Source organism: Niallia circulans (assembly GCF_003726095.1).
In the GTDB taxonomy this organism is placed as follows: domain Bacteria; phylum Bacillota; class Bacilli; order Bacillales; family Cytobacillaceae; genus Niallia; species Niallia circulans_A.
Genome location: NZ_CP026031.1, coordinates 4,083,118 through 4,096,974, shown reverse-complemented (window position 1 = coordinate 4,096,974; position 13,857 = coordinate 4,083,118). Strand labels below are relative to the sequence as shown.

At 35.5% G+C, this 13,857-nt stretch carries 12 protein-coding genes; all 12 read right to left on the bottom strand.

From position 1 onward, the window contains the following. Positions 1-130 precede the first annotated feature (130 nt). Entirely contained in the window at positions 131-1,537 is a 1,407-nt protein-coding gene (locus tag C2I06_RS19660) for a M24 family metallopeptidase (RefSeq protein ID WP_123258677.1), read from the bottom strand. Positions 1,538-1,657: 120 nt separating this feature from the next. Continuing rightward, positions 1,658-2,161, bottom strand: coding sequence for a PTS sugar transporter subunit IIA (locus tag C2I06_RS19655; protein WP_095333666.1), 504 nt, complete (start codon positions 2,159-2,161; stop codon positions 1,658-1,660). 21 nt (positions 2,162-2,182) lie between these two features. After that, complete coding sequence (locus C2I06_RS19650) at positions 2,183-3,637, bottom strand: M81 family metallopeptidase (protein WP_095333664.1); 1,455 nt, start codon at positions 3,635-3,637, stop codon at positions 2,183-2,185. A gap of 86 nt (positions 3,638-3,723) precedes the next feature. Further along, positions 3,724-5,142 carry a PTS transporter subunit EIIC gene (locus C2I06_RS19645; RefSeq protein WP_171509187.1) on the bottom strand — a complete coding sequence of 473 codons (1,419 nt, stop codon included), beginning with the start codon at positions 5,140-5,142 and terminating at the stop codon, positions 3,724-3,726. 372 nt (positions 5,143-5,514) lie between these two features. Further along, on the bottom strand, positions 5,515-6,924 hold the full coding sequence (locus C2I06_RS19640; RefSeq protein ID WP_095333660.1) for a glycoside hydrolase family 1 protein: 1,410 nt from the start codon (positions 6,922-6,924) through the stop codon (positions 5,515-5,517). Between the two features lie 805 nt (positions 6,925-7,729). Further along, positions 7,730-8,545: a CPBP family intramembrane glutamic endopeptidase gene (locus C2I06_RS19630; RefSeq protein ID WP_123258675.1), complete on the bottom strand. Its 816-nt coding sequence runs from the start codon at positions 8,543-8,545 to the stop codon at positions 7,730-7,732. A 540-nt stretch (positions 8,546-9,085) separates the two neighbouring features. Beyond that, positions 9,086-9,478, bottom strand: coding sequence for a 30S ribosomal protein S9 (gene rpsI, locus C2I06_RS19625; protein WP_047943731.1), 393 nt, complete (start codon positions 9,476-9,478; stop codon positions 9,086-9,088). A gap of 22 nt (positions 9,479-9,500) precedes the next feature. Next, positions 9,501-9,938 carry a 50S ribosomal protein L13 gene (rplM, locus tag C2I06_RS19620; RefSeq protein ID WP_095333654.1) on the bottom strand — a complete coding sequence of 146 codons (438 nt, stop codon included), beginning with the start codon at positions 9,936-9,938 and terminating at the stop codon, positions 9,501-9,503. Between the two features lie 327 nt (positions 9,939-10,265). Further along, complete coding sequence (gene truA / locus C2I06_RS19615) at positions 10,266-11,003, bottom strand: tRNA pseudouridine(38-40) synthase TruA (RefSeq protein ID WP_328588024.1); 738 nt, start codon at positions 11,001-11,003, stop codon at positions 10,266-10,268. Positions 11,004-11,014: 11 nt separating this feature from the next. Next, positions 11,015-11,809, bottom strand: coding sequence for an energy-coupling factor transporter transmembrane component T family protein (locus tag C2I06_RS19610; protein ID WP_095333650.1), 795 nt, complete (start codon positions 11,807-11,809; stop codon positions 11,015-11,017). Beyond that, entirely contained in the window at positions 11,809-12,681 is an 873-nt protein-coding gene (locus C2I06_RS19605) for an energy-coupling factor ABC transporter ATP-binding protein (protein WP_095333648.1), read from the bottom strand. The genes C2I06_RS19610 and C2I06_RS19605 overlap by 1 nt, the downstream gene beginning before the upstream one ends. Beyond that, positions 12,657-13,496: an energy-coupling factor ABC transporter ATP-binding protein gene (locus C2I06_RS19600; RefSeq protein ID WP_095333646.1), complete on the bottom strand. Its 840-nt coding sequence runs from the start codon at positions 13,494-13,496 to the stop codon at positions 12,657-12,659. Before C2I06_RS19600 ends, C2I06_RS19605 begins: the two co-directional genes overlap by 25 nt. Positions 13,497-13,857 lie beyond the last annotated feature (361 nt).

Below are 13,857 nucleotides of genomic sequence, written 5' to 3'. Positions count from 1 at the left end.
GATTTATAAATAGTAAAACCTCCTTGTAATAAGTTTTCTGACAAGAAAATTGGCTACAAGGAGGTGATAAGTATCCTATATTCGATTACATTACATAACTTTTTAAACTACTATGCGTGGAATCCAAAACTCAGCCATTATGATTGTAACAAAATGCAAGCTTTTTATTTAATAGATATGGTCGTAAATAAGCAACCGTACTGCATAATGGTAAAACATCCTTACTCAATTTAATTCCAAGGAAATCATTGATATATTCTTTTCTTTTTTGGATCCTCATCCAAAGTTCGGGATAATTTTTTCTTATCTCCTCTTTTAATGCATCGTCAGCTAGTGCAATTGTACTTTCAGCTGATACTCCATCATATCCAGCGACACGTGGTATTATATCAGTTTGAAAAATCATTCCACTTTTAATAATTTCATCCGAATTCTCATAAATCGGAGATGCCAGCCACTCTTCATCAGCCGTCAAGTGTCCTGGGCATAGCTCCCAATGAAACACTTCTTTAGGAAGAACAGAATTAATAAAGCTATACATGTCCCCACCAGACATCCCAATTCGAATATTCTCAAGCCATGCTACAATAGCAGTGTAATAAGGAGCTGCTAAGTCTTCTACATAATTTTTTTTACTTTCTGGTAACTCAGAGCGTTCCATAACAGCATATCCTGCTCTACTGGATAATCCTCCTTTATATCCCACAGTTAAAGAAATGGCATCCCCTTTCGTCACCTTTTTTGACATAGGGTATAAATTTCCCTTTTCAAATCTTTTACCTGTGGACGCTATCGTAACTACACTATTTCTTTGACCTAAATCATTCAGTTCTTTACCTAGTTCCATTTCAGAGACACCAACATCTAATTTATTTATAGTACGCAAGATGCAATCCGACGCAAGAGATGCTCCAAACTCATAGTGTGCTATTTCATTTGCATTATTCACTCTCCGTACTCCACGGTTTCCAGCAATGAAAATATCTGTTCTATTGGTTAGGGAACCCTCCTTCCCAACAATATCTCTGATCGTATCCACAATAAAAGAAGGAGTATCAAAGAAATTTCGATTATTCTCAACTTTACTTGTGAAGTGCTTCCATCCCACTAAACCAATTTTCATCGATTCTCGGATTCCTGCTTTAAGAAAGACGCTTGAAAATGGAGTATCGGGTTCCATAGGCTGATTGGGTAAGGAAAAGTGCGGACAATGTATTCCTTGTGCTGGTATTCTAGAGTATTGTGCCTTATTAAGGTTTTCATTTCCCAAGATTAGAAAGGCATCGCCTTTAGAGTGAAGAACCAATATAGCTTCTTCAAATCTTGGAACAAATCCCACTAAATATTCAAAGTTTCCGCCATGCTCAAGATCTGCATATACCAATAACGCATCAAGCCCATCCACTCTCATCTCTTGTAATACATTTTCATATCTAGTCTTTATCGTTTCATCATCAATTAATAACGGTTTTCTACTACAATCAGGCATTGGTGCTTCCATTTCTCTCAACTGTACATTTTTTGAATTATACTTCATATATATATATCCTTTCTCCATCTACGTTATTAGTAACAGCACGTTTCTACTATAATACATTTTACATATGCCCTGCTGCATGCCATTGACCTACCATTTATTTTTTACTATTAATAATGACTATTTTGCTGTAACTGCTAAGATTGTCTCTTTGGCTATAGTAACATTTCCCGATAGTAATGGCTTATCAATTTTCAGCATTTCCTTTGTATTCACAATAATTATTGGAATAACAGTATTTTTTGCTCGTTTTTTCACCATATCTAGATCAACAGTTACAAGCGCATCTCCGACTTTAACCTTTTTTCCTTCTGTAACATGCACAGTAAATCCCTCCCCGTTCATAGAAACGGTTTCCAATCCAATATGGAGTAAGATTTCAGCACCATTTGCAGTTTTAATGCTAATGGCATGTTTTGTGGGAAAAACATGCATGATAACCCCATTTACTGGAGAACTTATATTTCCTTCAGCTGGCACAATGGCAATGCCATCACCCATCATTTTTTCTGCAAAAACAGGATCAGGAATATCTTCTAGCTTCATTATACTACCTGTTGCATATGCCTTTAATTCGATCGTTTTTGAAAATTCAACTTTTTTCATAAACATATTTTTAAACATAATTATCATCAGTTCCTTATTTTATATATTATCAATGGGAAACATAGGACGCATAATGCGTTTAAATGGCAGCCTTGCTGTATCCTGAAGTGTTGCTCCTCCTGTTAATGACATAACATTTAATTTCCCCGCAGCTTTTAATTCAGGAAAAATATATCCTTGTTTTACAATAATAATGTCATAGTCTTTATAATCAATACCAGCAGCATGAAACTGATGTAATTCCACAAAAGGATGATTATTTCCTGAAACGATGATATCAATTGGTTTGCCTTTAACAGTAACAGTGATACAATTTCCAAAATCTCCTTCACTTGTGTAAGCATAACCGGCCAGATATCCTTTAGCACTGACTATAACATCTAAATCAACTTTGGCAGATAACTCATCCAAATTCATTCCTAAAGAAATAGATAGTGTCTCTCCTACTTCACATTTAATCAACTCATTTAATGTTTTTGAATCATTAATACCAGCAAACAAAAACCTCTTTGCTTTAGATTTGGTATGATTTAGTTCTAACACTTGGCGTAATATGAATGTATTACATCCCACAGAGCCAGATGTTACATTATCACCAGAATCAGTAATAAACACAGGTTTATCTTCATACTCTATTGCCATTTTCATCGCCTCTTCAGGCTGTGCAGTTAATCCAGTATAATGAAATTCATAACGTTTATCCCATACATATTTTGCTAGTTTATCTGCAACTTCATTTGCATATTCCTGATCATCACCTGTTGCCGGGATGACCACAATACCACACCCTGCAACGTCGGTATCATGACGCAGGTAGCCTACATGCCACGAACAGCTAAGGATATTCGGATCTTCCTCCAATTTATCCATATATTTATTGATGGATTTTACAGGTTCATCAGCTGAAACACTCTGTTCGCCTCCCAAGATCATTGGCAGTTTACGATATACCGGTGTAATATTTTGCCGATTTCTTAAGAATGTAACTAGCATTTCACATACAAACTCTATTGTTTCTTGTATGTCTGTATGCGGGGAATGTCGATAGCTGCGGATCATTGTGGTGCTTTCTACATATTCTTTGGATAAGTTGCCATGTGGATCACAAACAACCGCTATTGGTAAATAAGGTCCAACTAATTGGCGAATCATCTTCAATATGTGGTGATCACCTGAGCCTCCATCTAATTCTGCTACTTCGCTTGCTCCATGGAGATGAAGAAAAATTCCATCAATTTCGTGAAGATGTTTTTTCACATCTTCCAATATTCTCCTTTCAATGTAGTCAAATGCTGGTTTCTCTAAAACACCACCAGCATTTGCGTTTGCATAAATGGAAGGGATAATTTCTATTCCCTCTCTTATAAACACATCTTTGCATTTCATCTCCTGAATACAATCTTCTCCAAATAAAAGATTAAAATCTTCCAAGTTGCTTTTATATGGGATGTTAGCATTTGATTCAATAATAAATTGTGCAATCATAATTTTCATTTTTTACACCTCTAACTTTTAATAACTGAAAACTCTTCCTATCTGCTTATTTCCATAGGTATCTATTTATATCGGCCTTTATAAAGTCAAAGCACTTTATCTAATTCTGGTTCAAACTTAGCATTCTTATTTGCTTCTGTTTTAGACAAAATGATCTTGCTTGCTACAAAAGATACAACAATTGCCACAATTGCCACAATGGCAGCTAAAAATAGATTTCCAAATCCACCATCATTATCCATAAAAAACAAAGCAGTCAGTAAGCCTGGACACCCTCCCATAACATAGCTTACTAATCCGAAAATACCAGCAACTAATCCTGCGCTCACAGCTCCGATTGCCGTTCCGATCAATACTTTCGGTCTCATGATTAGCGCTCCATAAAATGCTGGTTCTGTAACACCACAAAGTGCCGTCACACCAAAGGAAGTAATCATGCCTTTCTTGCTTTTATCATTTTTAATTGTAGTAGCTACGGCTAAGGCAGTTCCACCAATACACAAGTTAGAGATGAATCCCATAACCATAACAACTGGGTCATATCCAATTGATGCAACACTGTTAAACCCTATTGGCATTATAGCTTTATCTAACCCTAACATAACCATGTAAGGGTAAAATGCCGCAAGAATTGGCATGGCTATCCCACCAATGGTATCCATCATATTTGTAACTCCAACCCCTACATAATCACTTAGTACTGTTCCTATAGGACCTAAAGCAATCAATGTTATAGGAACAACAACTATCATGGTAAATAAAGGTTTCAAGAAGTATTTTACTGTTTCAGGTATATATTTTTGGAAGAATTTATCAACAAAATACATAAGTCCTACACCAAGCATAATGGGTAAAACACTGCTTGCATAATCAACCACTGGTATGGAGATTCCTAAGAAATCTAGTCCCTCGACACCGCTAATATTGGAACTAACCAAAAGGGCTCCTAAGAATGCCCCCATAATTGGTTCCATTTTTAATCGTTTTGCCATTGTGAAACCAATGTAAACCGGCAGGAAAGTAAACGCAGCACTAAATATGGCATTCAAAATTACTGCCGTTCCAGATTCCATATCAACACCAAAGTAATTAATCATTAAATTCCTAAGTGCTAGAATGATACCTCCTGTAATCAATGCCGGAACAATCGGCATGAAGATCGTTGCCATAAAACTACCAAATTTATTCACATAATACATTGCTTTCTTGTCCTCAGGTTCTTCTGCTGCTGAATCTGAACCACTGTGCTGTTCCTCTTTCCATCCTGATACTTCTAAGAAATCATTATATGCTTCATTAACATTCGGACCAATAATGACTTGAACCTGTCCAGCTTTGCTTACAATGCCTACAACATTTTCAATTCCTTTTAACGCTTCTTCATTTACAAGCTTTTTACTATTGTAATGTAAGCGAAGCCTAGTTGCACAGTGTTCAACATGATTCAAGTTATCGACACCACCAATGTGTTCAAGTACTTGTTTCGACATGTTAACATATTTCATTATTTTCCCTCCATTTCAATTCTTTTTGTATTAAGTGTTTGCTGTTTTACTTAACGGATGTACATCATAAAATCGATTCTTTAGCAAAAAAATACTTCAATAAGAAATACTTCTAATTACATAGGTAAATCGATTTTAGAGTATTGAACATCATCGGATTAGAAAGCGCTTTAATTTCCAAAAACAAAATATATTGAAACGAATAACTTATACTACTTTCCGAACTTTAAGTGGAATTTTGTAAAATACAATCCACCTACAAGATATCAAAAGTATTTATGAATCTTTATAAAACCTTGTAGGTTCAGTTTGGATTATAAATAGTAAAACATTAATTTTTTTTATATTCTTTTACTTAGAACAAACATTATTTTAAATATTTCTTTTTGCTGCTATTAAGTCTTTAAACCAGTAGTAACTTTCCTTTGGAATCCGCTTATGATTATTTTCAAAATCAACTCGAACTAAACCATATCTTTTTTCATAGCCATTTATCCAACTATATATATCCATTGTTGACCACATATAATAACCTTGGACATTGACCCCCTCTTCACGTGCTTTTAGCATATAGTCAATAAACTCTCCTACTAATTTAATTCTCTCTTTATCTTCAACATAGCCATTTTCATCCGGGGTTTCATATTGACCATGTCCGTTTTCAGTGATATAGACCAAAATATCACCATATTTTTCTTTAATTTCCATCAGTGCATTATACATACATTTGGGATAGACTTCCCTGCCCCAAAGATTCCTTTTTACTTTTGGGTCAAATGAAGTTTCAAACATATTCTTAATACGAATGCCTTCCTTGGAATTGGAGCCTTTTCCTTTATTATTGTGAAAAACTTCCGTCTCACCCTCAGAATAATCTGTTACATATTGACGGTTATATAGGTTTAATCCAATATAATCAATCTTTCCTCTTGCAAATTCAACAAAATCCTCTTCATGAATAAACGTTGTACTAACATTATTGTCTTCTAAAACTGCTATTAACTCGGCAGGCAATTTTCCTAATACGGCTGTATCTAGTATAATTCGGTTATAAAAAATATCCGCTCTTAGTTTTACTAGTCCTTTTTCTTTTGTAGTAGGATCTAGCTCCACATTACCGTTATCATGAACAACACCAATATTCCCATCCAAACTTAATTTTTTATACGTCTGAACAGCCTTAGCACTCCCTAGCATAAGGTTATAAACTACTGTCCAAAAACGTCCGAAGTCTGCTTTGTAATTTGGCGGATAGTTTCCTACTATATAGCTGCAATATGCATAATACCTTGGCTCATTAATAGTAGACCAAATTTTAACTCGATCCCCGAAATGTTCAAAGCATACTTTTGCATATTCATTAAAGGCATCCACAACTTTTCGATTTTCCCATCCACCAATCTTTGCCATTTCATTTGGAAGATCATAATGGAATAACGTAACATTTGGAATAATGCCTTTTTCCAAACAATAGTCGATAACGTTATTATAAAATTCAATTCCCTTTACATTCACTTCACCGACTCCATTAGGAATAATACGAGCCCAGGAAATCGAAAAGCGGTAAGTATTTTGATTTCCTTCTGCCATTAAATCAATATCTTCCTTATATCTGTGATAAAAGTCACTTGCAACATCACCATTTACATTCAAAATATTCAATGGACTCTTATGATTAAAACTATCCCATTCGTTTAAACCTTTCCCATCCTCTTTCCATGCTCCTTCACATTGATAAGCTGCAGTAGCTGATCCCCATAAAAACTCATTATTATTATTCATCTCGTTTAAACACTCCTCCCTTTAAGCTCTAATATAACGCTTTCACAATTTCATTATAGTAATTTTAAAAAAAGTCTGTGGTTCAAAAATGGAACGATTTGAGATTGATATTATCTATTCGTTTAGTTTTAAAGAAGAAAGTAAGCAAGCTCTCGTTCTGACCTCAAATAGTATTGTTCTTCAAAATCATAAAGAAAAACGGCTCTAATTACACAACGACAAAGATATTTTAGTTATTTTTTTGCATCCTTCTAGACATAATCTTTAATCGTATGTGATATATCCCCACTGCCAAAACCAATTCTGCACCTTTTGACAGCTTTGTAAATCTACCTTTCCTTTTTCAATAAATGAAAAAGCTCACAAATTTGATTAATCACCATTTGTGAGCCTTTATATCTTATTAAATTGAACATATTTTGTCCTTATAATGATGGTGGTCAGGGGGCGAAATAGGTTTTAAAGTATGATAATACACGTTTTTCCTATAACATTGTGTAATCACTTTTTGACTATATTGTATCGCCGATCCATTGGCAAAACGTTGATAGACCCAGCCAATCATCTGTTTTCGAATATCCCGATAACTGTGAAGTATTATTCAGTCTGATATCTACTAACTTAGTTACATGATTACGTTCTAATAACTCTACGAATGTCCGTAAATTTTTTTGCAAAAAACCAATTGTACATAAATTAATTGTCATAGTATTCCTCCGAAAATTTTGTTAAGTATCTATGGTCCTGAATAAGCTTACAGTCTTATTAGAGATAATACTTATGATCCACTTTATTGGCGATTATGCTATAGCTTTCTAACTTGCATTATTGTCATGCTCTTTTTTTCATATATCACAACAGTTAAAATGGACACAAGAATGATCGCAGTATTTGCAGCAATTGTTCCCGTCCAGGTCATCGTCATGGTACCAAAGATAGGGGATGCTGCATTGAACATGGTATGGAATAATACGGACATAAAGACAAAGCCTTTTCCTGAAATTTTGTAGATTGCCCCGTGGAAAAATCGAAAAGCAATGAGTTGAACTACAAACATCCCAAAGTTAATAAGCCCTTCACCGTGATTCGTCCCCGGAATGAAGAAAAGGGGAATGTGCCATACAGTCCAAATAATCCCAGTGATAACAGAAGATACAACAAAGCCGTATTTTTTGTTGAGTTTAGGCTGCAATATGTACATCCAGCCAGCTTCCTCTAAGCCGCCAATAATAAGATTACCAGGCAGCGAAAGAAAAAACGTATAAAACGGAAGCACTATTTCTGTGCGGTCTGAAACTGCTATATGGATTAAGAAATACAGTGCAAGCCCTGCAACAACAAACAAATAGACAAATATGTTGTTTTTGATATAAAAAACAGTTTTCAACCATTCCTTAAAATCTGCTATTTTTTTATTTTTCTTCAAAACGACATATGAACCAATAGCAGGCGACAAAATATAAATTGCAAAAGGAATATTCATCAAGAATTGCTGGAATGTGTGAACCCAATTGTGAACTGAATATCCGAATGGCCCAAGAACAATCAAGGCACCTGACACAAAATATGCTATGCTAAAAGTCAGCAGCGTAAATTGTACTGTGGTTTTTTTATCTATCATGGTATCTACACCTCACATTTTAGAGTATTTTTAAGTATCACTTGCAACATCACCATTCACATTCAAATATTCTATGGACTCTTATAGGTAAAAATATACCATGCTCCTTTACATAGATAAACTGCAGTGGTTGATCCCCATAAAAACTCATAACTATTATTCATTTCGATCAAATTGCGCCTCCCTTTAAGCTCTAATATAACGCTTTTCTCCTTTCATTATAATGATTTAAAAAGTCTGTGGTTCAAAAATGGGACGATTTAAGACTAATATTATCCATTTGTGAAATTTATAAGAAACAACCTAGCTCTCGTTCTAGTAATTCTCCACCTTTCAATGAAAATTGAGCAATAATTTAGTTTAATGAGGAATAAAGTGGATCATTGTACTCCATAGTTTCGCTGGGGAAAAACAATAGTACATAGTCTGAGGTTCTTGAAGGCTTCTGTTATGAGTTGTCATCAAATATAATCACAGACAACTTTTAGCATAAAAAAGACCCTTTCCACAAAAGTGAAAAGAGCCTTGAAACGCCAAAAATTAACGTTTTGAGAACTGAGGTGCACGACGAGCGCCTTTAAGACCGTATTTTTTACGTTCTTTCATACGAGCGTCACGAGTTAATAATCCTGCGCGTTTTAATGTTGGACGGTATTCAGGATCTACTTGAAGTAAAGCACGTGCGATACCATGACGGATAGCGCCAGCTTGACCAGTATAACCTCCACCGTTAACATTTACTAAAATATTGTAGCTTCCAGTTGTTTCAGTAGCCACTAATGGTTGTTTAACAACTTCGCGTAAAGCTGCAAACGGGATATAATTTTCGATTTCACGACCATTGATGATGATTTGTCCGTCACCTGGAACTAAACGTACACGAGCAACAGAGCTTTTACGACGACCAGTACCGATATATTGAACCTGTGCCATTTGTTTTACCTCCCTTTATTAATTATCCACGAAGTTCGTAAACTTCTGGTTGTTGAGCTTGGTGCGGATGTTCGCTACCAGCATATACGTGTAATTTTCTAAACATTTGACGACCAAGAGAATTCTTTGGAAGCATACCTTTGATTGCAAGTTCTAACATTTGCTCTGGGTAGTTAGTACGCATTTCTAAAGCAGTTCTTTGCTTTAATCCACCTGGGTGCATAGAGTGACGGTAGTAAATTTTGTCAGTTAATTTTTTACCAGTCAATTCAATTTTTGAAGCATTTAAAATAATTACATGATCACCAGTATCCACATGAGGTGTGAAAGTTGGTTTATGTTTACCACGTAGAATTGATGCAATCTCACTAGCAAGACGACCTAAAGTTTGGCCTTCAGCATCAATTACGTACCATTTACGATCAACATTGTTTGAATTAGCCATAAACGTTGTACGCATGAGTTTCCCTCCTGAAATGTTAAAGTTATAGTTTGTTTAAAATATAAATGTCTGTTCTTACGTCTATATGTTCACACAATTAAGTTCCGGGGCTTAATGTGGGATTAAAATACATACCATATTATGATATATCCTAGAGTAGCATATGTCAAGGGAATGTTACGCCAGGTTTAGTTGTTATGAGAAAAAAATCTTTTTTCCGTGGCTTTTACTCAAAGAACATCACTTTTTACTTATAAGAAAAGGATTCCTTGGTCGCTTTCTGTACTCTTTTTGGAAAAGGAGGAAAGCATTAGTCTCCTCTCCCAGCGTCGCAAGAATCATGGTTTAATACCATACTTTCCAAAGATACAATCCATTTGCAGAGGCTGTTTTTCCTGCTGCCTTTCTATCCTTTTTCTCTAAAATTACGGGAATATCTTGTGGTAACTTTTTCCCTCTTCCTACATCTAATAAGGTACCGACCATAATCCGCACCATATTATAAAGGAATCCATTCCCTTGGAAAGAAAAAATTAACATATTGTCTTCCTCTGTAAGCTTTACTCCAGTAATCGTTCTTACTTTTCTTTCTTTGTCTGTTTTAGCAGAGCAAAAACTAGTAAAATCATACTCTCCAATAAAATAACAAAGTGCTTCCCTCATCGCCTCCATATTTAGAGCATATGGATAATAATAGGCATAATTACGTTTAAAGGGATCTCTCCGCTCTCCTAATTGAATAAAATAGCGATACTCTTTCGCTGTTACATTATATCTGGCATGAAAGGAGTCAGGTACTATCTCTGCATCTGCAACCACAATATCGTGGGGCAAAAGAGTATTTAGAGCAATCGGCCACTTATCTGCAGGTATATCAAGAGAGCTATCAAAATGAATGACTTGTCCCTTAGCATGAACGCCAGCATCCGTTCTACCAGAAGCCTGAATCTTTACTTCTACTCCTTTATGGAGCCTTCTTAAAGCCCTTTCGATTTCCCCTTGTACGGTTCGATCCTTTGGCTGAATTTGAAACCCACTGTAATTTGATCCATCATAGCTAACTGTACATTTATATCTTTGCATCGTATTCTCCATTATGTTCTTAATACAAACAGCATAGCTGTTATTAGTATCAGAATAATAATCATTATGGTATCAATAGGATTCCAGATTAATTGGCGGTATTTCGTTCTTCCTTCTCCACCTTGATAGCCACGTGCTTCCATCGCAATAGCAAGCTCCTCTGCTCTTTTAAAGGAGTTAACAAATAAAGGAATCAATAAAGGAATAATTGCTTGTACACGGCTTTTAATGGAGCCACTAGAGAATTCTACTCCTCTTGCCATCTGAGCCTTCATAATCTTTTCTGTTTCATCCATTAAAGTTGGAATAAAGCGCAGGGAGATAGACATCATAAGAGCCAGTTCATAAACAGGAAATTTCACCTTTTTTAGTGGTCCTAATAGTGTTTCAATTGCATCCGTTAACTCGATTGGCGTTGTTGTTAATGTAAGCAAGGATGTCATGATAATGAGCAAGAAGAAGCGAATAGAAATGAGAATCCCCATTCTAATACCTTCTTTATAAATCGTAATCCATCCCCATTCAAACAATAGCTCTCCATTTTTCGTGAAAAAAATATGCAAAATAAACGTAAAAATAATTAACCAAAAAATTGGCCTCAGTCCTAAATAAATGTACTTAATCGGTACATTGGAGATGGCGACTAAAGTACCTACATATACAATCAATAGCAAATAGCTCCAAATATTATTAGCCAAAAACACAATACAAATAAATAGGAAAACAAGTAGTAACTTGGAACGGGGGTCCATTCTGTGTAATGTAGAATCAACGGGAATAAAACGCCCTATAATCATTTTTCCCATTAACTGCTCCCTACTTTCTTCTGAAGATACACTGCTAACTCATCCGTAAAATCTTCCATGTTTAAGTGAACCCGTTCCATCTTCACTCCGAATTTTGCTTCTACTTTCTTTTGGAATCGTACAACTTCAGGAACATTCAATCCAATAGCAGCTAAATCCTCTGCTTCTTTAAAAATTTCTATTGGAGTCCCTTGACGATGAACTTTCCCTTTATTCATAATGACTATTTGATCTGCATAATGAGCAGCATCCTCCATACTATGTGTAACTAGAACAGTCGTTAAATTTCGCTCTTTATGAAGCTTATAAAACATATCCATAATTTCTCGTCTGCCTCTTGGATCTAAACCAGCTGTCGGCTCGTCTAATACAAGTACATCTGGTTCCATAGCCAGCACACCAGCAATAGCTATTCTTCTCATCTGACCACCTGATAAATCAAAAGGAGATTTCATGAGAAAATCTTCAGACAATCCTACCTCACTTAATGCCTTTACAGCTCTTATCTTTGCTTCTGATTCAGGAATACCAAAATTAAGAGGGCCAAAACAGATATCCTTTTCTACTGTTTCTTCAAACAACTGTTGTTCTGGAAACTGAAAAACAATCCCTACTCTTTGCCGGATACTCCGCAAGTTCTTATGTTTCTGTCCACCTTCAAGTGTACGGTCACCTATTACCACTTTCCCTTTAGACGGTGTTAAAAGAGCATTAAGATGCTGTAAAATGGTAGATTTACCTGAACCAGTATGACCTATAACGGCAACATAGCTTCCTGAGGGAATATCAAAACTTACATCCTCTATCGCCAATCGCTCAAACGGAGAATTTTCCTGGTAACGATACTCTACTTTTTGAAGTGAGATGTCCATATGCCTGTCACCAACTCTTCTTCTGTTAAATATATTTCCTCTAATGAAATACCTTTGTTTATTAAGCTTTCCCTAATCTTAATAGTAAAAGGTATATCTAAACCTATTTCAACAAGTTCCTTCTGCAGTTTAAATATTTCCTTAGGATTACCTTCCTTATATACTCTACCCTTATTCATTACGATAATCCGGTCTGCCTTAGCAGCCTCATCTAGGTCATGAGTAATCGAAATAATGGTCATATTTTCTTTTTGCAGCTCTCTCATAATATCAAAGACTTCTTCTCTTCCCTGGGGATCAAGCATAGAGGTAGCCTCATCTAATATGATAATTTCAGGTTTCAATGCAATAATTCCTGCAATAGCGACTCTCTGTTTTTGTCCTCCAGATAGATGGTGCGGCTCTTGATCAAGAAAAGATAACATCTTTACTTTTTCCAAAGAACGCTCTACTCTTGTTACCATCTCACTTCTTGGAACAGCGTTATTTTCTAAACCAAAAGCCACATCATCCTTCACCGTTGTACCAACAAACTGATTATCAGGATTCTGGAATACCATTCCTACCTTTTTCCTTATGTCCCAGACAGTCTCCTCTGTTATCGGAATACCGTCTATTACTATAGAACCTTCATGAGAGAATTGTAATCCATTTAATAACTTAGCTAACGTAGATTTACCTGAACCATTATGTCCAACTATCGCAACCCACTCACCAGCGTTTACATGAAAAGAAACGCGATTAAGGGCATATTCTGACTGCTCCTCATATTTAAAGGATACATCTTCAACCTTTAGTAAAATCTTTTGGTCCATTATATTCCCACCATTTACCTGCTAGATATTATTGATTATAAATAAAGTAAAATTACTACATTCACATAAACAATTAATAACCTTCGTGTAGTAATCTCCGGGTAATAGTTCATTTTTTTATTCTAACTCATTGTTAAAGCAAGATAAAAAAATAAACTCGCCAATTGGGCGAGCTTTGAATTGGTTTAACATAAGATTATTTGTATAATCTTTGATATCCTTTTTCTATGCTTGTTAAATATATCTTATGGTATTCCACTTCTTAGCACCCTGCAGTCCTAATAAAACATGAAAAAAGCCCGCACCTCTTTCTAACGATTTAATCCAAAGAAGAGGTGCACGAGCTAGACGAGTCATTAAA